We start from the raw sequence: 23,767 nt of genomic DNA, 5'->3' as shown, positions 1-23,767 counted from the left end.
CCATTGTTGAGAACCTAACGAGGAGTGAGCTTCATGATCGGATTATGGCATGCCATGATTGAACAGCCCGGCATGAAAATAAAGGTGCAATTCAAGCTGGCAAAAAGATCTTCGTATACGTTAGATGTCGCTTGCGCCCCGCTGCCGTTGCCGCTGAAGGTAACGAGCATGGAAGTTGAGGGAAATATAGTTCGCGGCGTTGGCCGCGTGTTCTGGAGCCCCGATGAGAACTGGACGGTACGGCTGACGTTCAGGGAAGACACCTTCGAGGGAGAGCTGTATGTGCCGAAGTTTGGCAAGTTCCCATTGCAAGGTCAGCGCGGAAGCGGCCCGCTGTTGTCTGAAGCGATAACGTCGCAGCTGGAGCCTTACCGTCGTACCTCCCCCATTCCCGAGCGCTCCGACGAAGAAATTCGTCTGGCTGTAGATGAATGGTTAAAGAAGCTGTCTCTGGAAGAGAAGATTGGCCAGATGTTCCAGTGTCAGGCGTCAAATTTCTCGTTTGGCGGCGCTGTAGCCAGTGATCCGCCGGAGAAGCTTATATCGGAAGGAAGAGTCGGTTCGATTCTAGGCGCATTTGACATAAGCCGGGTGTTCGAGCTGCAAAAGCTTGCCGTCGAGCAATCTCCGCATGGCATTCCGCTTCTGTTCAATGCGGACATTATCCACGGCTCGCAGACGATTTTTCCCGTACCGCTCGCATGGTCCTGCAGCTGGGATGAGGACGCCATTCGCCGCGCTTGTGCGATATCTGCGAAGGAAGCGACGGCTTCGGGCATTATGTACAATCACGGGCCGATGGTCGATGTTACCCGCGATCCCCGGTGGGGGCGCGTAGTGGAAGGAGCCGGCGAGGACCCTTACCTTGGCTCAGTTATTGCGAAGGCTCAAGTGGAAGGCTTCCAGGGCGGCATGTTGTCCGATCAGGAGACGCTTGTTGCCTGCCTCAAGCATTTTATCGGATATGGCGCAGCGGAAGGCGGCCGGGATTACAACACCGTCGATATTTCGGAGGGTACGCTGCGTAACGTCTTCCTGCCGCCATTTCGTGCAGGCATCGAAGCCGGAGCCGGCTCGGTCATGAATGCATTCAACATTTATCAGGGTGTACCTGTCGCTGCCAATCGTTTTATATTGAAGGATCTGCTGCGTGATGAGCTAGGGTTTGATGGCGTACTTATCTCGGACTACGGCTCGATTGACGAGATTGTGTACCATGGAAACGCCAAGGATAACGAAGAGGCGGCGCGGCTTGCGATCAACGCCACGATGGATATCGAGATGGTAACCCGTTCCTATGAGGCGCTGTCGAAGCTGGCGGATGAAGGGAAGTTGTCGGAGTCGCAGATTGATGCTGCTGCGCGGCGTATTCTGACGCTTAAGTACAAAACTGGCCTCATGGATGATCCGTTTCGCTATGTACGTCCGGATAAGGAACAGCAATATCATTTCCATCCCGATCATCTCGCTGAAAGCCGGGAGCTGGCACGCAAGTCGATTGTGCTGCTGAAGAATGACGGTATTTTGCCTATGACAGCCGGCAGTGGAAAGGTCGCGCTCATCGGGCCTTTCGCAGACAGCCGTGATTTGCTAGGACCGTGGCAGTTCTCACGTTATGAGCACGAGACCGTCACGTTATACGAAGGTTTAGCAGACAAAGGCTTTACAGTTGATCAGTTGCTTTACGCCCAAGGCTGTGAGGTGAATGCACCTCTCCAGGGCGGTATTGAAGAGGCTGTGTCGCAAGCCAAGCAGGCCGATGTTGTCCTATTGGCACTTGGGGAGAGCAGCGCGATGTCGGGAGAAGCGGCATCACGAATGAGCATCGAGCTTCCCGAAGCACAAATGCGGCTGGCTGAGGCAGTAGCTGCGCTTGGCAAGCCGGTGATTCTCGTACTGACCAATGGCCGTCCGCTCGTGCTTCAGTGGTTCGAGACGCATCCTAATATCCACGCGATAGTAGAATCATGGTTTCTTGGTTCTCAGGCGGGTCATGCGATCGCCGATGTGCTGACAGGCAGCTATAATCCGTCGGGCAGATTGACCATGAGCTTTCCTGTCCATGGAGGCCAGGTGCCGGTCTACTACAATCATTACAATACGGGGCGCCCAGTTACAGCTGCCAACAAGCATGAAAAATTTATTTCCAAATATATCGATGGGCCTAACGATCCGCTTTATCCATTTGGCTATGGGCTCAGCTATACGAGCTTTGCTTATTCTGATTTGCGGCTTTCCTCGGACAAACTATCGGCCTCTGGAGAGCTGCTAGCGAGCATTACCGTAACGAATCAGGGGAAAGCAGCCGGAGAAGAAACGGTGCAATGGTATATACAAGATTGCTACGGCAGCACCGTGAGACCGGTCAAGGAACTTAAGGGATTCCAGAAGCTTGCGTTAGAGCCGGGTGAAAGCAAGGAGGCTATTTTCCGGATAACACGATCTGAATTGGCTTTCTGGACGACGGGTGAGGGAGAAACCGCAGAGAACGGATCGTTTGTGCTGTATGCCGGTCCTAATAGCAGAGATACATTGTCAGCCGAATTTGAGCTGCATGACTAAGTAGATAATAGGAGGATATGGACAACATGGGCGAACAACGGAACATCAAAGAGATTATTGCACAAATGACGCTGGAAGAGAAAGCGAGCCTGTGCTCGGGAGCCGACACTTGGCATACCAAGGGAATTGAACGGCTCGGGATACCTTCTGTAATGGTGACTGACGGTCCCCATGGACTGCGCAAGCAGCAGGCTTCGGCCGATCACCTCGGGCTTTTCAACAGCGTGCCGGCTACTTGCTTTCCGTCTGCTGCGGGGGTAGCTAGCTCTTGGAACCGCGAGCTGATTGAAAGGATGGGACAGGCGCTTGGCCGGGAATGTCAGGCGGAGGATGTGGCTGTACTGCTTGGTCCAGGCTCGAACATCAAGCGTTCTCCGCTATGCGGCCGGAACTTTGAATATTTCTCCGAGGACCCTTATTTGTCAGCGGAGATGGCTGCTCATCATATTTTGGGTGTGCAAAGTGAAGGTGTAGGCACTTCCTTGAAGCATTTTGCCGCGAACAATCAGGAGCATCGCCGGATGACCTCCGATTCGGTCATTGATGAGCGCACACTGCGCGAAATTTATTTGGCCAGCTTCGAGGGAGCGGTCAAAAAAGCGCAGCCGTGGACCGTTATGTGCGCGTACAACAAAGTAAACGGCGAGTTTGCCTCTGAGAACGAGAAACTGCTGACCCAGGTGTTGAAGCAGGAATGGGGCCATGACGGATTCGTCGTATCGGACTGGGGAGCGGTGAATGAGCGTGCTGCAGCATTGTCAGCAGGTCTTGAACTGGAGATGCCGTCCAGCTATGGCGCGGGAGAGCAGCAAATTATTGAAGCTGTGCAGCAGGGGACGCTGCCGGAGGAGAAGCTGGATGATGCGGTCGAAAGGCTGCTTCGAATTATATTCCGTGCTGTCGATGAACGAAAACCGGATACAATCGTCAATCCAGACGACCATCATCAATTGGCGCGTGAAATTGCTAGAGAGAGCATGGTTTTGCTGAAAAATGACGACAACGTCTTGCCATTGGTGCGTGGCGGCAAAATTGCCGTCATTGGTGAATTAGCCAAGCAGCCTCGCTATCAAGGCAGCGGAAGCTCGCAGATTAAGCCCACCCGGGTTGATGACTTGATTGAGGAGCTCGTTCAGGCTGCTGGAGCCGATACAGAAATCGTATATGCACAGGGCTATGCGCTGAACCAGGAGCATACCGATGATCAGTTGACGGAGGAGGCGCTCGCGCTTGCCGCAGAGGCTTCGGCGGTTGTACTGGTTGGAGGATTGCCAAACAGCTATGAGTCGGAGGGCTTTGATCGTAAGCATCTGCGAATGCCTGCTAACCAAATTGCACTGATTGAGGCGATTTCCGCCGTACAGCCTAATCTGGCTGTTGTGCTGTGCAACGGAGCACCGGTTGAAATGCCTTGGCTGGACAAAGCCAAAGCGGTGCTGGAAGCGTATTTGGGAGGACAGGCGCTTGGGGGTGCGCTCGCCGACTTGCTTCTGGGTTTTGCGAACCCGTCGGGCAAGCTGGCTGAGACGTTCCCGGTACAGCTTAGCGACAATCCGTCCTATCTGTTCTTCCCGGGCGAAGGTGACCGTGTGGAATACCGGGAAGGATTGTTTGTCGGATATCGCTATTATGATAAAAAACGTCTGAAGCCGCTTTTCCCGTTCGGGCATGGGCTCAGCTACACGACATTCACTTACTCGAATCTGCGGGTTGATAGTTCCTCCATTACGGATGAGGATACGGTGTCGGTACAGGTCGATGTGACGAACTCGGGAGCTTTTGCCGGACAGGAAGTTGTACAGCTATATGTGCACGATGTGAGCAGCCGTGTTATTCGGCCTGAGAAGGAGCTTAAGGGCTTCAGTAAGATGAAGCTTGAACCTGGCGAGACGAAAACGGTGACGATACTGCTGGATAAACGAAGTTTTGCTTACTATGACATAGAGGCATCCGATTGGGTGGTCGAATCGGGCGAGTTCAAGCTATTGATCGGACGCTCCTCGGCGGATATCGTGCTGGAGGAAACAATCACAGTACGTGCCGTTCATCCTGTCAAAAGAACGTTTGATCGAAACTCTACACTTGGTGATATAAGCGAAGCTGAGGGCGGCCAGCAACATGTAGATAAGCTCATTGCACAGCTTCCGTTCGCTGCTGCGCTGAAGGGTGAGCATAAGGTAATGGTAAGGGCGTTCTTGGACCAGATGCCGATACGCGGCATGACATCATTCAGCAGCGGCGCAATCAAGGAGAAGGATATTGCTGATATTCTGTCATCCTTAAACGGCGGCGGATCTGATTCGACTGTTGATAGAGGAGGGAACTAATATGTCCATATTGGAAAAGCTCTACCCTAGGCCGCGCGGCTTTCAGCTTACTGGAGGCGGTTCTAGTCTAGGAACGGCATTTGCCGTGACGGCATTGGATGAGGAAACGAAGCGCTGGGCCAGGGAAATCAGCGTTGAGCGCCGCCTGTCGGCAGCGCTCAAACGGTTTGGAGAGGGAGATGCAAGTCTAAGTCAGGCCTCAAAGAAGGCCGCCGCTGTTAATAAGGCAGAGCTTGCCTTCGCGTCTGGTATTCATCCGCAAGGTTATAGCTTGACTTGGGACGGGGGACTTCTGCGTATTGAAGCTAGTGCAAAAATTGGCTTGCACTATGCCCTGCTTGCCATCGAACAATTACTGGAACGCAGCGGATTGGTATGGGAGCATTTTCAGCTCGAAGACGAGCCGGATTTTCCAGTCCGCGGTGTTATGCTGGACATCGGACGTAATAAAATTCCGAAGATGGATACTCTGTTTAGCCTTATCGATATGCTATCCGCTCTTAAAATCAACCATCTGCAGCTTTATATGGAAGGCTACCCCTTCAGCTATTCGGCCTATTCAGGGCTGTTTCCGGATGCGACACCGATTACAGCGAAGGAATATGAAGAGCTGGATGCCTATGCGGTGAGCCGATTCATCGATCTTGTACCGAATCAGAATTGCTTGGGACACATGGGCGATTGGCTGGCGAAGCCAGAGCTTCGGGAGCTTGCGGAACATCCGGATGGTATGACACCGCCGATTCCGCTGCCTTTCAAGCTGCCTCCGACAACCTTGAGTCCAACGGATGAGCGATCCATCGAGCTGGTTAAGACGATGCTGGATGAGCTGCTGCCGTTATTTTCCTCAGAGTACGCCAATATTAATATGGATGAGCCATTTGGACTTGGCACAGGCATCAGCAAAGCGCGCGCAGAGCAAATTGGAGTCGGCAAGCTGTATATGGAGTATGCGGATAAAGTAATTAGGCTCGTACAGGCGCATGGCAAAAAAACGCTGATGTGGGGCGACATCATAGCGAAGCATCCGGAGACGCTGCCGCTGCTTCCTGCAGATGTTACCGTGCTTGATTGGAACTATGACAACTACCGTTCCTTCGAAGAAAGTGCAAGAAGGCTGCAGCAAAGCGGCGTTCCTTATTACGTATGTCCGGGCACAAGCTCTTGGGCGGCGATTACTGGACGGACCGATAATATGCTGGATAACATCGCAGATGCAGCACGCTGTGGATTGGTTTTTGGCGCAGGCGGCTACATCATTACAGATTGGGGCGATTCGGGTCATTGGCAGACGCTAAATGCGAGCTATCCTGGTTTCGTGTATGGCGCTGGTGCCAGCTGGCAAGCTGAGCGCAATATTGAAGCGGTCGAAGGCGCAGAGCAATATATTTCGGATATGATTCTGAAAGACAGCACGGGTATAATCGGCAAGCTGCTGTTCGAGCTTGGACGCTATTACCGGTTGGAGAACAGTTCACTGGACAACATGACTTACACAAACTATTTGTTGAACCGCGGCTGGTCTACGCAGGAGAAGCTGGAGACGGAAACGAATGCAATGATGGAGCTGTATAAGGAAATTGGCGCTCGCGGCGGCCCGTTCCTGCTCGATTATCGTTATGAAGAAATGCAGGCTTGGCTCTCTTCCCGCAAGCAGGAGTTGGAGCAGGTTCGGCTTAGTCTGCCGGATGCGGATACGGTAGTAGAGGAGCTGAAGCTGAGCGTCGCTATCATTGAACAGGGCGTTAATCTCCACCGTTACGTCTACCGGATTGACTTGCCGGACGACACGGCAGAGCAGGCACTGGTGGTTCAGTTGAAGGGACAGCTGAAGCAGATCATCCGTGAGTTTGAACGGCTGTGGCTGCTGCGCAACCGTGAAGGAGGCCTTGCCCGCAGCACCAAAGCTCTTTACAAGCTGCTCGGCCAATATGAAGAGAAGCTGAATGCTTTTGCCGAAGCTGGTGGGATGGTGTAACTTGATTTCTCCCTAACCTTAAATATAAAGAAGAGCAGACCTCTGATTGAGGGTACTGCTCTTCTTTGTGTGAAGACGGAGCAGGAAAGCATAGCCTGAGTCACGCCGGTGCACCCTACATTTATAGAGTGTGTGCATGTGAATGAAGGGCGGGATTAGTGAATGGAACAGAAGGTTGTATCCATATTAGATGATAAAATCAAACATATTCGCAGCGAAAAGGGCGAGATTTATTTAGTCGGACCTATTCAACTCCCCATTAACTTAGACGGCGAGACGGCAATTTTTCACTGGTACTGCTGGCTGTTATGCAAGGAGGATTTGACTGATATCGAAGGCATCATTCATAAACTCTCCTCAGTCAATCTTGCGGAAATGCAGCAATCAAGCGTACTTGTCTACGGAGATTTCGAGCAGGCAGATGATGCGTATATTCGTATGCACAGCATTTGCCACACCGGTGATATATTCGGCAGCAAGCGCTGCGATTGCGGCTTCCAGCTCCATCAATCGTTGAAAATGATCGTTGCTCACGGTACAGGAGCGTTGTTCTACTTGGCGAACCATGAGGGACGCGGGATCGGGCTATTCAGCAAAGCGATGGCCTACTTGTTGCAAGAGCAGGGCTTCGATACAGTTGAAGCCAATTTGAATCTAGGCTTTGTGGATGATGCGCGCAACTACGGAGATGCGATTCGCGTGCTCCGAGCGCTGCGGGAGAAACCGGTGAAACTCATTACGAACAATCCGAAAAAGCTGGATGCGCTGCGCTCGGCGGGGCTGGAATTAGCGGGGCGAATACCGCTATGGGGCGACGTCTCGGAATACAACGAGAACTATTTACAGACCAAGGTCAACCGTTCCGGCCATCTTCTGAACGGCTGTCCCAATCAATAAGGGTGAAATACCTGAGCACCAAGTATCAAAGGCAATATAAGTAACATAAGCAACATAAGCAAGTAAGTAAATAAGTAAGTAAGTAAATAAGTAAGTAAGTAAATAAGTAAGTAAGTAAATAGATAGGTAAGTAAGTAAATAAGTAAGTAAGTAAAGTGAGTAATAAGTAAGCAAATAAGTAACACAAGTAATCCCCACAATATTAGCAAATACGAGCCGCAAAGTAACAGTAGAGACCCCGCAAGGGGTCTTTTGTTTGTTGGGTGACACTACGAGCACCAGATGTAATCCTCTTATACCGCCAAAAATGATTCCAAATGCAAAAGTACATTTTGATTGGCCCAAAATCCCCTGAATAATGGATCAAAATGTAAAAATACATTTGAAATCACTCATTTCAGCCTTTTCGACGCTTTTTAGGCTAATCAACCTGCACATTTGCATTTTGATGCGATAAATCGCCTAAAAACAGGATAACAACATGTACTTTTACATTTTGATCAGCAAAGGCATCCCTTCGATACTCCATGACCCACTAAAACGAGCGAATGAGTGCTGTCCTGTATAAAAATCAGTTGATAAAGCGAATCGAACGTGGCACTAATGCTCGACTAATAGAACCAATCTCGAACTAATTTCGAACTAATTTGAAACAAGTGTCAAACTAGCCTCCAACCACTCTCGAACTAATCCCGAACTAATCCCGAACTAGCCTCGAACTAGCCTCGAACTAGCCTCGAACTTATCTCGAACTAATCCCGAACTAATTTCGAGCTAACCTAGACCCAACCTAGACCCAACCTAGACCCAACCTCGAACTAGCCTCAAACTAGTCTCGGCCCAATCTCCAACTAGCCCCCTTCTCCAATTACCATCCATGTTCGCCAACGCACCTCCTTTCTAGTTAGCCAAAATTTCTTCCGGAGTGGCAGGTGGCATATTGAGTAGCATGTTGCTCAAGTACCCTGCGTTGCATGTGTTGGTTTGATGCAACCATCTCACCTGTGACGGCTGCTAATCCGCAGAATGACGGTGCTCAAATCATTCCGAAATCATCAATGTGTTTACCAGCAGTTTTGGTCAGTTAGCCTATTGTGGGCAGGTGAAGGTGAGCGGAGCGTTTTGAGTTCAGGATGACATTTTGAAGATTCTATCCATTATCATCGTGTAAGCGATGGGCAATGGAATCAAGAACGGCAGCATGAACCAAAACGCGCAGCGACCCTGCATTCCAGCACTGGCAGTCAAAACGCGCAGCGACCCTGCACTCGGGCACACTAGCAGTCAAAACGCACAGCGACCTTGCACTCCAGCACACTAGCAGCCAACGCGCAGCGACCCTCAACCATGGCCCTCAACGCTGGCCCATGCTTTCTTTAACAATTTGGCATAAATTCGGCCAAACAGGAAAACCTAACCGCAAAATCCGACAGTAGGTGAATCAACGATGCGAATCCGATCAACGGCCAAAGGAGATGGCCGACTGGATTACAACGCGATCAGTCAGCTAGAGCATTTGCGGATCGAGAATACAGTCAAAGCGAATCGGAAGTTGCTGGAGGAGTTGTTCGAGAACAGCTCGGACATTGTGATCCGCGAATTTCAGATTGAACACGGACCCAAAGCGTTAATTTGTTTCGTAGACGGCATGGTAACTTCCAGTATGGTAGACGATGCGCTCCAAGCACTGATGGTGTTTGAAGGCGGAGCGTTTACCGTCGATGCGATATGCGAGCAAACGCTTCCTGTTGGTCAAACGCTGCAGGTACAGTTTTATTCCGAGCTGCTTGTCAACGTGCTTTCCGGCGATTGCGGACTGTTTGTAGAAGGCGGGAAAACAGCGGTCTGCCTCGGACTAAGGGGCGGGGAACGTCGTTCCATTACCGAACCGGAGACCGAAACCGTCGTTCGCGGGCCTCGCGAAGGATTTAATGAGCGGCTGCGCACTAACACCGCATTAGTACGAAGCCGGATCAAGTCGCCGCGGCTTAAGATGAAGCCGTTCGTAATTGGGACGGAGACGAATACGAACGTTGTTGTGACCTATATGGCAGGCATCGCCAATCCAAAGCTGGTAGAGGAAGTAGAGCGAAGACTGAATGCCATCGAAATTGACGGCATTTTGGAGAGCGGCTATATCGAAGAACTTATACAGGATCAAGTCATGTCGCCGTTTCCGCAAATTCAAAATACGGAAAGGCCGGATACAGTAGCGGCAGCCGTTCTGGAAGGAAGGGTAGCGATACTGGTCGATGGTACACCGTTTGCCCTTGTTGCACCGTTTGGATTCTGGCAATGGCTGCATGCCAGCGAGGACTATTACGAGAGGTTTATCGTTGCGACCCTTACCCGGATGCTGCGAATGGTCTGTCTGTTTCTCGCCTTGATGGCGCCTGCGATATATATTGCAGTCTCAACCTATCATCCCGAAATGATTCCGACCAACTTGCTGCTAAGCATTGCTGCTTCGAGGGAATCAATTCCATTTCCTGCCGTTGTAGAGGCGCTTATTATGGAACTTTCGTTCGAGGCGCTGCGTGAGGCGGGTGTTAGGCTCCCGAAGACAGTAGGTCAAGCGGTCAGTATCTTGGGTGCGCTTGTCGTCGGGCAGGCGGCTGTACAGGCGGGTATCGTGTCGGCGGCGATGGTCATTGTCGTATCCATCACAGGCATCGCCTCGTTCACACTGCCAAGATATAATGCGGCAATTGCCATTCGTCTGCTCCGCTTTCCATTAATGCTGCTGGCTTCCATCTTTGGTCTTCTCGGCATCATTCTTGGAGTTGTCGCTATCGTATCGCATCTATCCAAAATCACTTCCTTTGGTATACCCTATGTTGCTCCGGCATCACCGATCTCGGCCTCGGACTGGAAGGATGTATTATTTAGAGCCCCTTGGTCCAAGATGAAGCGCAGACCAGCCTATTTGTATCCGCAGGACAGAACCAGGCAGAAGTAGGAGACCGAGCGAATAACAAGAAAGGAGGCAGCAGCAATTGAGAAGAAGCTGGAGAAAAAGCCTATGCCTAACGATAGTAGTGACTTGTATAAGTATGCTGCTCACCGGCTGCTGGGATCGGCGCGAAATCAATGACGTGGCTTTCGTGCTCGGCAGCGGTCTTGACATTACGGAAGACGGTGATTTCGAGGTGTCCGTTCTTATTCCTCTTCCCGGCAATATGGGAGGCGCGGTAGGAGGCGGCGGTGGCGGTGGCGGGCAAAAACCGTTCACGATCAAAACTTCACGCGGAAAAACGATCAAGGAAGCGATCGACTTGCTGCAAAAAAGTCTTCCGCGCTGGCTCTATTTCGGACATCGCCGCGTCCTCGTTATTAGCGACCGGCTCGCACAGACAGTTGGCTTATCGCCAATTATCGATGCGATCACAAGAATGCCTGAAAACCGATTGACTGCTTTTGTTGCCATCTCCAAAGGTTCTGCACTTGATGTAATGAATGCTGATGTTCGGCTTGAGCGGTTTTCGGTGGAATCGATCAGGGAAGTGCTGCAGTCCGATTCCAGTATCCGAGTGTCGTTGAAGGACGTTGCCTCCAGTATCGTTGCGGCAGGGGAAGATGCCATGCTGCCTTACTTGCAGAAGAAGAAGACAAACCTGAAGGGGCACGAATCAGAAGATATTGATGTAATTGGTTTTGCGCTGACACATAACGGAGTTATGAAAACGGCGGCGAAGGATGATGCTGCTAACGGTGTCCGGCTGCTCAGCAATCAATTCCGCCCCTATCGGGAGACCATCGTGGATGGCAATCATGCGATTACAATTGCGGTCAATACCTGCAAACTAAAAGTTAAATCCACAATGATCGACGGGATTGCCCGTTTCGATATTCGAACGGATATTCAATTCAGCATCAACGAGGATTCCGATCTCAATCGAAACTATAATGATATCGGTCAAAGAACACATATCGAGAAGCTATTTGAGCAAAAAGCAGAAAACGATATTAAGAAGGCCATCGCCATTATGCAAAAATCCGATACCGATGTCATCGGATTTGGGCGGTATTTGAACCGGGCATACCCGGGGAAATGGAAAAAAGAATGGAAATCGCAATGGGAGACGGTATTTCCGAAATGCGAATTTACAGTGAAAGTGGATGCAGACCTTTTCCGAATCGGCATGAACCGTGAAAATTTAGCGAAAAAGGATAAGGAAGAAAATGGATAGTGCCTATGCGTTGATCATTATTGTCATTGTTGTGATTACGGTAGCAGTGAAGCGGAAGCAGTTAAAAGGCGGGGCCAATAAACTGTTTTTTTACTTGCTGGTCTGTCTTGCACTTGGGCTGCTGGTGCTTCACGAGATGGAGCTTGAAATATCATTGATGGAAAATGCGTTCATCTACTATTGCGTGAAAGAGATCATGAGAATGATGAAGAGGTGACTCTGGTTGAAGGACAAAATGACGATTTCAACGATGCAATTAATGCTGCTTGTCTGTTCGCTGCTCGTGGCCTCCAATATGACGAGCTTGCCAATGGCACTGACGGAGAGCTCTCGTCAGGATGCATGGTTCTCTTTTGTTTTATCGATTCCCTATGGGATTGGAATGGCCTATCTATTTTGGAGGCTTGCAAGAGCGATGCCTGGTAAAAATGTGTTTGAAATGGCGAAGCTTGCTGGCGGCAAATGGTTTGGAGGCTTGCTAAATGCATTGCTGATTGGCTATTTGGCGCTAGACTTAATTAGCCAGCTTCGTTTGTATGGTGATTTTTTCAGCGCATCGATTTTGCTCCGGACACCCTCTGAGTATGTCGTACTCTTGACTGTCGTGCTCTTGATGTACATTGCGACCGGATCGTCAGAGCATCTCGCCCGCGCGAACGTCGTATTTGTCGCAGTCTTCATCTTGTTCTATATTTCGCTGCCGATTCTTCTGCTTAACGAAATCGACATGCAGAAGCTTGAGCCGATCTTGAGCAACGGTGTTCTTCCGCCTCTTAAAGGAGGGATGCTGGCCGTAGGACTCTTTGGCGATTTGATCGTTATGGGCGCTTTTTTACACCATGTCAGGAAGCCTAGAGATATTTATTTTGCCGTCAAAACAGGCGTCATTTTCTCTGCGTTCATGTTAACCATATGGTTGTTCTGTGTCGTAAGCGTGCTTAGTCCACTCATTGCGTCGCGGATGATCTATGTAGGCTGGATTGTTGTTCAACAAATTCATATTACGGATTTCTTGGACCGGGTCGATTTGTTTCTTATTTCACTATATGTGCCTGTCATTTTGATCAAGCTTGCTATTTTATACACGGGCATGCTGACCGGTTTAGCTTCGTATACGAAGAAGAAAAATTATGATTCGATCAACGTATTAACAGGCCTGCTGATTGCCATGCTAACGGATATACTTTTCAGCAATATGGATGAAGTGGTCATGTTCAACAATTATGGCATTATGACGATTTCAATTGGCGTGCAAATTGTATTCTTCGGATGCTTGGTCATTGCTCTGGCAATAAGACGTTCAAGCATAAGAAGCATAGCAGATGATAAACAATCGGGCGGCTATGGGACGGGGGTATGGATTGGATTAATCGGCTGCTTGCTGGCGATAGGTTTTGGAACCTTCTATGGCTCTGTGAGGGGGTATTATGGCATTGTCAGCGGAGTTGTATATGCATGTTTCCTATTGATGTGTATCTACTTCAGCCTTCGAGAATATAGGCAGACTACAATGAAGGAAGCTTAAGTTCAGCGGGTTAATGCAGAAGAGAAAATGGATAACGGCACCCGTATACGGATGCCGTCGAATGTGACTTATATTTAACCGATGCCCTTCCAATCATGGGAAGGTTCGTGTTAGAAGCGATAACGCTTGATACCCCTTGTTAATTATGGCCAGAGGAGCAAAGCTCTTGCCATCAAATCTTCGCATACTTCAAAACAACGGAAGCCCTGCCTCTCTTCCGTCCTTACGGCTCCGATGACCGCGCCAGTGTGAATCAAAGAAACTGCTTGCTGGATTAACCTTGTTGTGAAATTAACGGAAAAGAAAATCAAAATCCGAGGAAATAATCTAGTTTTCTTGAGGGATATGCGGGGTTAAATATAACACGAGATCTATTATAGCACACTATTAGGAGGAATTGCAATGCCTGATTGGTTAGAAATATCGCTTCGCACCTTATCCTCGGTTGTGATTTTGTTCATCATAACGAAGCTTCTTGGCAAAAGACAAATATCTCAATTGTCTCTATTCGAATACATAACCGGGATTACAATGGGTAATATCGCGGCATATATTTCCCTTGATCTGGACAATGACTGGTACCTCGGCATCGTCTCTTTGGTTGTATGGGTCGGCATTTCGGTTGCAATGGAGTTTATTACATTAAAGAGCAAATCAATCCGCGATGTTGTTGACGGGAGAGGGACTGTGCTTATCGACAAGGGTGTTCTGCTTCGTAAAAACATGCGCAAGGAGAGGATTACGCTCGACGAGATGCTGGAGCAGCTTCGGAAAAAAGATGTGTACCGGGTAGCTGATGTGGAATTTGCTATTATGGAGCAAAGCGGAGAAATTAATGTCATGCTTAAAAAAGAGCATCAGCCGCTGACTCCCGATATGCTGGGCTGGCGTCTGCCTCAAGAAATAGAGCCGCAAACCGTAGTGATGGACGGTCATGCTGTGGACCGGGCGCTAGAGGTTGCTGGCAAGGACCGAAACTGGCTGAAAAGGCAGCTTGAGAAGCAAAGGGTCAAGATGGAAGATGTCTTTCTCGCTCAGCTTGATTCGCAAGGACAGCTGGCCATCCAGACCGGTACGGAAAGCAAAGCCCATAATCCGTCAACGAAGCCTAAGGATCAAATTGCTGAACTGTTGAAGCAGTACGAGGATGAGCTGTATATGCTGGAGAGATTCGCGATGAATGAGGATGATAAGATAGATTACCGCGATGCTATTAATAAGCTGAAGGAGGCCATGCATTTCTATCCGCCGCCATCCTAAAGCGAGAGGGTAAATATAGAGTGAAAAAAGCTGTTTCCAAGGCCTTTAACAACGGGCCTGAGAGAAACAGCTTTTTGCAGCTAGCTGAACCGGTTATGAAGCTAATTCTAAATATACGCTATATAATAGGAAGAGATTTTTTTAAAATTGAATTTTTTGTCATAAAACCTGTCGCCGCCGTCAAATTCTTCTATCGCGAATAGGGAATGATGGACTCTCCGCGACGGCTTTTTGCCCGCATTTTTTCATACTCGATAATTTGCGAAGGCATCTTGTCTCCGCCGGCAAACTGATGCTTCACCAGGTTGTTGAAGTCTTCAGTCCAAGGCACAAGAGAGCGGTTCATCCATGCTTGCTTGGCGTATTCATTAAGCTGATTCACAAAGTCCATATTCGCCGAAATATGCACCTCTTGAACGGTGGGAGCATATTCCCTGACCCGCGTAGCGACCGTCTGTTTCAGCTCATGAGAAAGCTGTGAATGATCGTTGACCGAGAAGTAGGAGTTGTAAGGCGTAATCAACTGCCGATTGTCCCAATAGTTGCTGCCTGTATCCGTATTGTACACAGCATCGCCATTGCTCTGCTCATTGGTGCGGCCCGTACTTTTCGTACCGACAGCCGTCCAGTCCAGCGCAAGTCCGACATAGGCATTCTTATCCGTAAGCATCACGATGGCGGTGCCAATACCGTTTAATTGGGTCACTTTGTTAGAGAGTGTATTGCTGTATTCGAAAAAGGCGTTGTCATGCTGCTTGAGATTGTTTTTGCCTGCCCCTGATCCATACATCTTGGCAGAAAGGGCGTTCTTCGGATCACCTGCCTTACGGCTGCCGTAATCGTGATCACTGTTCTGGATACGCTTCTCATAGCCGCATGCAGTCGTTAGGGAGACGAGCAGCAGCAGAGTGAGGGCAAGAGTTCCGGCAATGTGTTTGTTCATTGAAATCAGCCTCCATTCGGGCAGTTATAGGAATAGCTTCTGTAGGGAACGATTAAATATACGCTCTGAAGTCCATACATAATTGACCATGGGTTTGGTGCACAATGTAGGATAGGAATTGACATCACGTACGGGCAGCTGTGCGAGATGCCAAAAACGATAAAAGCAAGTCCTTCGAGAAGCAAAAAAGCCTTGAAAATGAACGTTTTTGACAGCTTTGCGAACAATTTGTGAACTCTCTGTGGAACATTGACAAATAAGGGCTTCAACTTTATATTTAATAAAGTGATTTAAGTTGCAGGAGTTGTCAAAACATCTGTGAAAACACGCAGTTTATCGCTTAATTATGCGAATTTTTCAGCTGCGAAAACGTCAAAAGTGGGGTTGATTAATTAATGAATCGGTGGCAGTTTGTAAAACGGCTTGCGCCGCTTCTGGCCTTGATGGTTCTGGTGCTGTCGGCGTGCGGACGAAGTGACTTGTCCACGTTGAATCCCCAAGGTCCTGTAGCGCAAGAGCAATTCGGACTGATGAAGCTGGCGATTTCAATCATGTTGATCGTGATTGTAGTCGTATTTGCGATTTCTTTCTACGTAATTATTCGTTTCCGCCGTCGTCCCGGAGACAAAACGATTCCAAAGCAAGTGGAAGGCAGCCACAAGCTGGAAATTATCTGGACGGTAATTCCAATTATTATGCTTATCATTCTTGGCGTACCGACGGTACAATCGGTATTTAACTTAGCCAAGGACTACACGAAGGACCCGGATGCGGTTAAAGTAATCGTGACTTCGCACCAATACTGGTGGGAATTCGAATATCCGGAGCTTGGCATTAAAACTGCGCAGGAACTAATCATTCCTACAGGCAAAACAATCTCGATCGAAGCGAAATCGGCAGACGTGCTTCACTCGTTCTGGATTCCGTCGCTTGCCGGCAAGATTGATACAAACCCTGGCGCGAACGTAAATATTATGTACTTCTCAGCTCCAAAAGAAGGCGTTTACTTGGGCAAATGTGCCGAGCTTTGCGGACCTTCTCACGGCCTGATGGACTTTAAAGTAAAATCGGTGGACGAGTCTTCGTTTGATCGTTGGACAGCAGCTCTGCAAGAACCCGTTGCTCTTCCTAGCGATCCTGCCGTTAAAGAAGCTTTTGTAAGCAAATGCTTGACTTGCCATGCTGTAGGCGATCAAGGCGGTCCTGCTTTCCCTAACTTGACAGGTATCGGCAGTCGTCAGACTGTAGGCGGTATCCTTGTCAACACCGACGATCCTAAATATTCCAACGAAGGTTCGGTTGAAGAAAACCTGCATCGTTGGATTAAAGATCCTCAAGCTGTCAAACCTGGCAACCAAATGCCTAAAGTCGACTTGACAGAACAAGAGCTCGATGGCATTGCAAAATATTTGTCTGATTTGACGCTTGACTATCAACAATAAATCATCGGTGATTGAAGGAGGTACCTACCTTGGCTCATGGACATGCGGTTAAACGTCATACCGGCCTGATGGATTGGCTGACAACGGTTGACCACAAAAAAATCGGCATCTTGTATTTGATCGCCGGCGGTTTTTTCTTTCTTGTCGGCGGCTTGGAAGCGTTGCTTATTCGGATTCAATTATGGAAACCGCTTAACGATTTCGTAGGCGCGGATACATACAACGAACTATTGACAATGCACGGCACGACAATGATCTTTCTGGCAGCGATGCCGATGCTCTTTGCTTTGATGAATGCGATTGTGCCGCTGCAGATCGGCGCGCGCGACGTTGCATTCCCTTTTGTTAACGCACTTGGTTTCTGGACTTTCTTCTTCGGTGCAGTGCTTCTTAATGTCAGCTGGTTTGCTGGCAGTGCTCCTGAAGCTGGCTGGACAGCATATGCTCCGCTTGCCGGAACGACTTATAGTCCCGGACATGGTATGGACTATTATGTTATCGGCTTGCAGATCGCAGGTATTGGTACCCTCATCGGGGGCATCAACTTCCTCGTAACGATTATCAACATGCGTGCGCCAGGCATGACTTTCATGCGCATGCCGATGTTCACTTGGGCGTCGTTCATTACTTCGGCGCTGATCCTGTTCGCTTTCCCTGCACTGACTGTAGGCTTAGCGGCACTGATGTTCGACCGGATCTTCGATGCGAATTTCTTCGATCCTTCCGGCGGCGGCAATACCGTACTATGGGAGCATATTTTCTGGATATTCGGACATCCTGAGGTTTATATCCTCATCTTGCCGGCATTCGGCGTTATCTCCGACGTTATTAGTACATTCTCAAGAAAGCGTCTGTTCGGATACAGCTCCATGGTATTCGCTACGATTCTGATCGGTTTCTTGGGCTTCATGGTATGGGCGCATCACATGTTCACAACCGGTCTTGGACCGATAGCGAACTCTCTCTTTTCCATTGCGACGATGTTGATCGCAGTACCGACTGGTATTAAAATCTTCAACTGGCTGTTTACGATGTGGGGCGGTTCCATTAAGTTCACGACAGCGAATTTGTTTGCAGTCGGCTTTATCCCGACCTTCGTAATGGGCGGCGTTACCGGCGTTATGCTGGCAGCCGCGCCTGCCGACTTCCAGTACCATGACTCGTACTTCGTTGTCGCGCATTTCCACTACGTTATCGTAGGCGGTTTGATCCTTGGTATTTTCTCCGGCCTGCACTACTGGTGGCCGAAAATGTTCGGACGCATGCTGAACGAAACGATCGGCAAGTTGACGTTCTGGACATTCTTCATTGGTTTCCATATGACGTTCTTCGTACAGCATTTCCTTGGCTTGCTCGGCATGCCGCGCCGGATTTGGACGTACCTGGACGGACTGGGCTTCAATGAAATGAACTTGATTAGTACAATTGGCGCCATTCTGATGGGTCTTGGCACGATCTTCTTCCTTCTGAACGTGACGATTACAGCTTTCAAACCGAAAAATGCTGTAAACGATCCTTGGGAAGACGGACGTACGCTGGAGTGGACGATTCCTTCGCCGCCGCCAGAGTACAACTTCCAGCAAACGCCGCTCGTTCGCGGTTATGATGCATTCTGGAAAGAGAAAATGGATGGCAAAAAAGGCATGACGCCTGCCGAGCCAATCGGTTCGATCCATATGCCTTCACCTTCGATTCTTCCGTTCTTCATGTCGCTTGGCTTGTTCATTACAGGCTTCGGCTTGCTTTACTCCGATGGCACATGGGGCAGCGTTGCAGGTATCGACACGGGATACGTTATTGGAGCAGTTGGTTTGCTCGTAACATTTACTTGTATGATCCTTCGTTCTTTATACGATGATCATGGTTTCCATATCGAGCCTGAAGATCAGCATGACGGGGGGGTAAAAGCATGAGTGCACACGTAGAAGGGCAATTGCCTCATGAGCCCGAAAAGGCGACCCTTGAGGGACGCAATAAAGTTCTTGGTTTCTGGCTTTTCCTAGGCGGTGAAACGGTATTGTTCGGAACGCTGTTCTCGGCGTTCCTGGCACTCCGCCATCAAGTTCTCGACGGGCCTCCGGCTCATGAGCTGTTCTCACTGCCGCTCGTAGCGATTGCTACAGCGCTCCTGCTAACCTCGTCGTTGACGAGTGTATTCGCTACTCAGGCGCTGCACCGCCACGACAACAAGAAGCTGATTACCTGGCTTATTGTTACGGTCTTGCTCGGTTTAGGCTTCCTGTGTCTGGAGATTTATGAGTTCTATCACTATGTGCATGAAGGCCACGGCTTTACAACGAGTGCATTCAGCTCCTCGTTCTATACGCTTGTCGGCTTCCACGGTGCTCACGTAGCACTCGGTATCGTGTGGATCTCGCTTCTGATCGGCCAGTTGGCTAAGAAAGGCCTAACGGTCGTTACTGCGCCTAAGGCGTATGTGGCGGGTCTGTATTGGCACTTTATCGACGTAGTCTGGGTATTTATCTTCACCGTCGTTTACTTGATGGGAAAGGTGGTTTAATCCATGTCAAGCAATCATTCCGCTGAAGAAAAACGCCCCGTTCGTCATAAGCTTGAGGGGCCGCAGAAAGCGATCGTATCGTTTATTCTATCCGTTTTGTTGACGCTGATTGCCTTCGCGACAGTCGCTTCCGGCGAGATTAACACCGACTTTATCTACATCATTCTTATCGGTTGTGCGATTCTGCAAGTATTCGTACAGATGGCTGTATGGATGCATATGAAAGACCGCGGCCATGCTTATGCAACCGTTGCTATCCTGTTCGGTGTGTTCATCGTATTCACTTGCGTGATTATGGCGGAATACTGGGCTTGGTGGTAAAAATTCAACTAAAAAGAGGAGGGTCCCTAAGGCTGGGTCCCTCCTCTTTTGCAAGATGAGTGTGAAAGGAGCTTCCACAAATGCTAGGCTTACAATATTTCAGCTTCGAAGAAGTGTGGACCCCGTGGTTCCTGTTTGGGATGGCGGCTCTCGTCATTCTTTACTTCTATGTAATAGGGCCATGGAGGGAGAAGCACGCGGCTGCAGAGCCTTCAGCAACGGTGCTGCAAAAGTTGATGTTCGTGGCGTCGGCGCTCTTGTTATATCTCTCGCACGGAGGTCCGTTGAACCTGCTGGGACATTTGATGTTTACGTTCCATATGGTGAACATGTCCATCTCTTATCTCATTGTGCCACCGATGCTGCTGCTGTCCATTCCGGCTTTCGTATGGCGCAAAGTATTTTCGCGTCCCGTATGGAGCAAATTGCGGTTTCTGATGAATCCGATCTCGACGCTGATTCTGTTTAACTTGCTGTTCTCCATTTATCATGTCCCTATGGTTCATGATTATGTGATGACAAATTTCTTCGTTCACCGGTTGTACTACTTGATTCTGTTCATCACAGCTTCTATGATGTGGTGGCAGATTGCCTGCCCGGTGCCGGAGTGGAATCGCTTGACGGATTTGAAGAAGCTGGCTTACGTATTTGCTAATGGCATTCTGCTTACGCCTGCCTGTGCGTTGATTATTTTTGCCAGCTCGCCTATGTACGCGATTTATAGCGATCCGCTAGTTTGGGTACAGGCTATGGGCTATTGCGTATCGGGCGACCCTTCGAGATTGCTGGATCTGTTCGACGGGCCGCAGTTTTTCAATTTGATGAGCCCTGTTGAGGATCAACAGCTCGGAGGCATCGTGATGAAGCTTGTTCAGGAGCTCATGTACGGAATCATCTTGGGCTATATTTTTACTCACTGGTTTAAACGCGAGCATAAGGATGACGAGCTTCCAAACTCAAACCCGGGCACGGCGTAGTTTGTTACTATAATTATCGGTACAGGTGGGATGAACATTGGATTGGTATTTTATTTTCCCTACAGTCAGCACTACCTTCATCGTCATCAGCGCGGTGCTGGTTGCGATCGGCTGGGGCCTCGCGATCAAGCGCAGGCTCGATGCGCATAAGAAAGTGATGATTGCCGCTGCAATTGCAGCGATTATCTTCTTTATTATTTATTCTTCCCGGACGGTGATCATCGGCAATACGGCATGGGGCGGGCCAGATAGTCTGAAGCCTTACTATTTGACCTTCCTGCTGTTCCATATCGTGCTTGCGACCGTTGCTGCAGTGTTTGGTATTACAACGCTTGTGCTAGGCTTTAAGAGCAAATACGCCAAGCATCGCAAGTGGGGCAGAATTACTTCGATCATCTGGTTTTTCACAGCGATTACAGGCGTTGCCGTCTACGTATTGCTTTATCTGATGTATCCAGGCGGCCATACGAGGCCGGTCATCGATGCGATATTTGGCTGGTAAGATAATTAAGAGCTTTCCTTAAGCCGTTATACGGCGGTCAGGGAAGCTCTTTTTTTATGCGGGATAAGCTTTAAAAAGAATTTGATGGAAATGGTTGACACTTTATAGAGGTGTGACTATACTGTGTATAAAGATATATACAGTATATACAGAGTGAAGGAAGACAGGAAGGGGATAGCGGATTGAACGCTTGGCAGGGTGCATGGCACATTGCGAAACATGAGCTGGTAAGAGATAAATACGGCCTGCTTTTCACCATCGCGTTTTGTGTATACATGGCTATCGTTACGATGGGATTTTTTCAATTTGAGGAGAAAGTACCTGATTCGGTGATTTGGTTTTTGGACTATACATTCATCCTTATTTTTCCAAACTTTGGTTTCGCGTTCAACAGGACGACAATGCGCGCATGGAAAGAGGATGGCTTCACTGACAAGCTGGCGGAGTGGAGATCGATGCCAATTCCATTAAAGGACTTGATACTGGGACGTATGCTGCAGTTTTTCATTATTTTGCTGCCGATGGTCGTGTTGTTTTTCTCTATTCAGTATTTGTCCGTAGCGAGCTTGCGTGAAAACATCGATCTTGGCGCTTATAGCTTGTTCGCACTATTCTGGTTCTGTTTTGCCATCGGAATTGCTGTTACTTACATTTTCTTTGAGCTTGGCTATTCCAGCAGATTGTACTCGATTTATTGCATTGTATTGATGATTATCGTGGGCTCTCTATTAATAGCGATTAAGCTGGCTGGTGTCAATGTTGTACTTGGGCTGTTAAGAGAGCTTCAAGCTGGACATTGGTGGTATACGGCTGGTGCTATACTATACGCCGTAACTTCTCTGGCAGCAGGCTACGCGATCATTGTGAAAAGGCTCAGGAAGCGCAGTTTTATTAATAAGGAGAGCATCAAGCTGGGATAATTCAGAAAACAGATGGATTGAATTCAAGTCTTTAATAAAGAAGGTGAAGCCGTGTGGCTGCCGATACAAATTAACGAACAAAGCGCCGAACCGCTTTACTATCAGATTGAGGTGCAGCTTCGGGCATTAATTGTGAGCGGACAGCTTTCCGAAGGAACGCTGCTTCCATCCATAAGGGAACTGGCTCAACTGCTGAAATGCAGCGTCATTACCGTTCGCCGGGTTTACCAGGACCTGGAGTCGGAAGGATTGCTGCGGACAAGACAAGGAACCGGAACCTATGTAGCGAGGGTGGAACAAAGAGAGATGGATCGTCATCGATTGGAAGCTGTCATTGATGCAATTGAAGGAGCGGTAGCGGCAGGGAAGCTTGTACAATGCTCTAAGGAAGAGCTTGCGGATTTGTTCCGCGAGGCGCTGGATAAACATTACGGGAACTAGATCGATATAACAGGACAACGAGGTGAAGGGGATGTCGGAAGAAGCTGCAATTCGTTTGAGTCATGTCGAGCAAAGCCGTCCTCATTTTCAGCTTGGGCCCATTACGCTCGATATTCCAAAAGGATACGTAACAGCAATCGTGGGTCCCAACGGTTCAGGCAAAAGCTCAACGTTCCGGCTCTTGCTTGAGTTGGCGAGACCGGATAAGGGTGACATTACGATTCTTGGTCATCGGCTTGGGTATGGTGATGGGGAGGATACGAAGCTAAAGCAGCGAATCGGGTATGTACCGGAGCTGTTCGGTGTGCATGACAAGGGGATGCGAGGTTCCTACAAAACAGCGTTCAACAGACGCTGGTACCCGGAGTGGGATTTGAACCGCTATCGAGAGCTTCTGCGTGTATTCGAAGTTGATGACAGCTTGCGTCTGGGCAGCATGTCCAAGGGGACACGGCGCAAGTATGAGCTTGCTCTCGCCCTGGCGCATCATCCGGAGCTGCTGCTGCTCGACGAGCCTTCATCCGGACTAGATCCGCTCGCTTGGCGGACAATGCTGGATGTGCTGCATCGCTTTATGGACAGCGGAGAGCGGACGATATTAATGGCCTCCCACATTGTGGAGGAGGTAAAGCGGCTCGCCGATTATATTGTATTCATGGGGCATGGGCGGGTGCTTGGCGTATACGAGAAGGATGAGTTATTCAGCAACTGGCATGCCTTTTACATTCATAGTGTTACAAGAAAGGATGCCGAATCCATTCCGGGGCAATGCGTCATTGAAGAGACCGGCGGCGGTACGATTCGAGTCGTGAGCAAGGAGGCACTTGCCGCCGAGCAATGGCTAGAGCAAGCAGGTTTGCGTCTTGTTGGCCGCCAGCCGCTCAATCTGGACGATATTCTGGCAGTGCTCATCGAGCAGGAACGGCTGCGTGTAAGGTCATAGCAGGATGTAATCATTTTA

19 protein-coding genes are annotated in these 23,767 nt (G+C 49.2%); 18 read left to right on the top strand and 1 reads right to left on the bottom strand.

Annotation, left to right across the window (positions count from 1 at the left end; all coding sequences use genetic code 11):
• Positions 1–33: 33 nt before the first annotated feature.
• From TY10_RS17475 to TY10_RS17430, 9 genes are all read left to right on the top strand, one after another.
• Positions 34–2,562 carry a glycoside hydrolase family 3 N-terminal domain-containing protein gene (locus TY10_RS17475; RefSeq protein WP_052350608.1) on the top strand — a complete coding sequence of 843 codons (2,529 nt, stop codon included), beginning with the start codon at positions 34–36 and terminating at the stop codon, positions 2,560–2,562.
• A gap of 26 nt (positions 2,563–2,588) precedes the next feature.
• Positions 2,589–4,889 carry a beta-glucosidase family protein gene (locus tag TY10_RS17470; RefSeq protein WP_042166133.1) on the top strand — a complete coding sequence of 767 codons (2,301 nt, stop codon included), beginning with the start codon at positions 2,589–2,591 and terminating at the stop codon, positions 4,887–4,889.
• Between the two features lies 1 nt (position 4,890).
• Entirely contained in the window at positions 4,891–6,867 is a 1,977-nt protein-coding gene (locus TY10_RS28990) for a beta-N-acetylhexosaminidase (RefSeq protein ID WP_052350607.1), read from the top strand.
• A 162-nt stretch (positions 6,868–7,029) separates the two neighbouring features.
• A complete protein-coding gene (locus tag TY10_RS17460; protein WP_042166130.1) occupies positions 7,030–7,764 on the top strand; it encodes a GTP cyclohydrolase II in 735 nt (244 codons plus the stop codon).
• A gap of 1,447 nt (positions 7,765–9,211) precedes the next feature.
• Positions 9,212–10,723, top strand: a complete 1,512-nt coding sequence (locus tag TY10_RS17450; RefSeq protein ID WP_042166126.1) for a spore germination protein — start codon at positions 9,212–9,214, stop codon at positions 10,721–10,723.
• A gap of 37 nt (positions 10,724–10,760) precedes the next feature.
• Positions 10,761–11,954, top strand: coding sequence for a Ger(x)C family spore germination protein (locus tag TY10_RS17445; protein WP_238327742.1), 1,194 nt, complete (start codon positions 10,761–10,763; stop codon positions 11,952–11,954).
• The gene (locus TY10_RS17440) at positions 11,947–12,171 is read left to right on the top strand and encodes a hypothetical protein (RefSeq protein WP_042166123.1); all 225 of its coding nucleotides are present in this window, start codon (positions 11,947–11,949) and stop codon (positions 12,169–12,171) included. Before TY10_RS17445 ends, TY10_RS17440 begins: the two co-directional genes overlap by 8 nt.
• 6 nt (positions 12,172–12,177) lie before the next feature.
• Positions 12,178–13,479 carry a GerAB/ArcD/ProY family transporter gene (locus tag TY10_RS17435; RefSeq protein ID WP_042166120.1) on the top strand — a complete coding sequence of 434 codons (1,302 nt, stop codon included), beginning with the start codon at positions 12,178–12,180 and terminating at the stop codon, positions 13,477–13,479.
• A 402-nt stretch (positions 13,480–13,881) separates the two neighbouring features.
• Positions 13,882–14,739, top strand: a complete 858-nt coding sequence (locus tag TY10_RS17430; protein WP_042166118.1) for a DUF421 domain-containing protein — start codon at positions 13,882–13,884, stop codon at positions 14,737–14,739.
• Between the two features lie 190 nt (positions 14,740–14,929).
• On the opposite strand, the gene TY10_RS17420 is transcribed toward TY10_RS17430, so the two are convergent.
• On the bottom strand, positions 14,930–15,682 hold the full coding sequence (locus TY10_RS17420; RefSeq protein WP_042166113.1) for a hypothetical protein: 753 nt from the start codon (positions 15,680–15,682) through the stop codon (positions 14,930–14,932).
• A 395-nt stretch (positions 15,683–16,077) separates the two neighbouring features.
• Between TY10_RS17420 and coxB the strand changes: the two genes are divergently transcribed.
• The 9 genes from coxB (at position 16,078) to TY10_RS17375 (ending at position 23,749) form a co-directional block, all read left to right on the top strand.
• Positions 16,078–17,124: a cytochrome c oxidase subunit II gene (coxB, locus tag TY10_RS17415; RefSeq protein WP_042166111.1), complete on the top strand. Its 1,047-nt coding sequence runs from the start codon at positions 16,078–16,080 to the stop codon at positions 17,122–17,124.
• 68 nt (positions 17,125–17,192) lie between these two features.
• The gene (ctaD, locus tag TY10_RS17410; RefSeq protein WP_042166204.1) at positions 17,193–19,037 is read left to right on the top strand and encodes a cytochrome c oxidase subunit I; all 1,845 of its coding nucleotides are present in this window, start codon (positions 17,193–17,195) and stop codon (positions 19,035–19,037) included.
• A complete protein-coding gene (locus TY10_RS17405; protein ID WP_042166109.1) occupies positions 19,034–19,645 on the top strand; it encodes a cytochrome (ubi)quinol oxidase subunit III in 612 nt (203 codons plus the stop codon). Before ctaD ends, TY10_RS17405 begins: the two co-directional genes overlap by 4 nt.
• Positions 19,646–19,648: 3 nt before the next feature.
• The gene (locus TY10_RS17400) at positions 19,649–19,966 is read left to right on the top strand and encodes a cytochrome C oxidase subunit IV family protein (RefSeq protein WP_042166106.1); all 318 of its coding nucleotides are present in this window, start codon (positions 19,649–19,651) and stop codon (positions 19,964–19,966) included.
• 80 nt (positions 19,967–20,046) lie between these two features.
• Positions 20,047–20,943 carry a cytochrome c oxidase assembly factor CtaG gene (ctaG, locus tag TY10_RS17395; protein ID WP_042166104.1) on the top strand — a complete coding sequence of 299 codons (897 nt, stop codon included), beginning with the start codon at positions 20,047–20,049 and terminating at the stop codon, positions 20,941–20,943.
• A 37-nt stretch (positions 20,944–20,980) separates the two neighbouring features.
• A complete protein-coding gene (locus TY10_RS17390; protein ID WP_042166102.1) occupies positions 20,981–21,445 on the top strand; it encodes a DUF420 domain-containing protein in 465 nt (154 codons plus the stop codon).
• 182 nt (positions 21,446–21,627) lie between these two features.
• Complete coding sequence (locus tag TY10_RS17385; protein ID WP_042166100.1) at positions 21,628–22,365, top strand: hypothetical protein; 738 nt, start codon at positions 21,628–21,630, stop codon at positions 22,363–22,365.
• 51 nt (positions 22,366–22,416) lie between these two features.
• On the top strand, positions 22,417–22,806 hold the full coding sequence (locus TY10_RS17380) for a GntR family transcriptional regulator (RefSeq protein WP_042166098.1): 390 nt from the start codon (positions 22,417–22,419) through the stop codon (positions 22,804–22,806).
• 31 nt (positions 22,807–22,837) lie between these two features.
• Positions 22,838–23,749 carry an ABC transporter ATP-binding protein gene (locus TY10_RS17375; RefSeq protein WP_042166096.1) on the top strand — a complete coding sequence of 304 codons (912 nt, stop codon included), beginning with the start codon at positions 22,838–22,840 and terminating at the stop codon, positions 23,747–23,749.
• The last annotated feature ends 18 nt before the right edge of the window (positions 23,750–23,767 follow it).

Source organism: Paenibacillus gorillae (assembly GCF_000513275.1).
Lineage (GTDB): Bacteria > Bacillota > Bacilli > Paenibacillales > Paenibacillaceae > Pristimantibacillus > Pristimantibacillus gorillae.
This window is presented reverse-complemented; position numbering and strand designations above follow the sequence as displayed.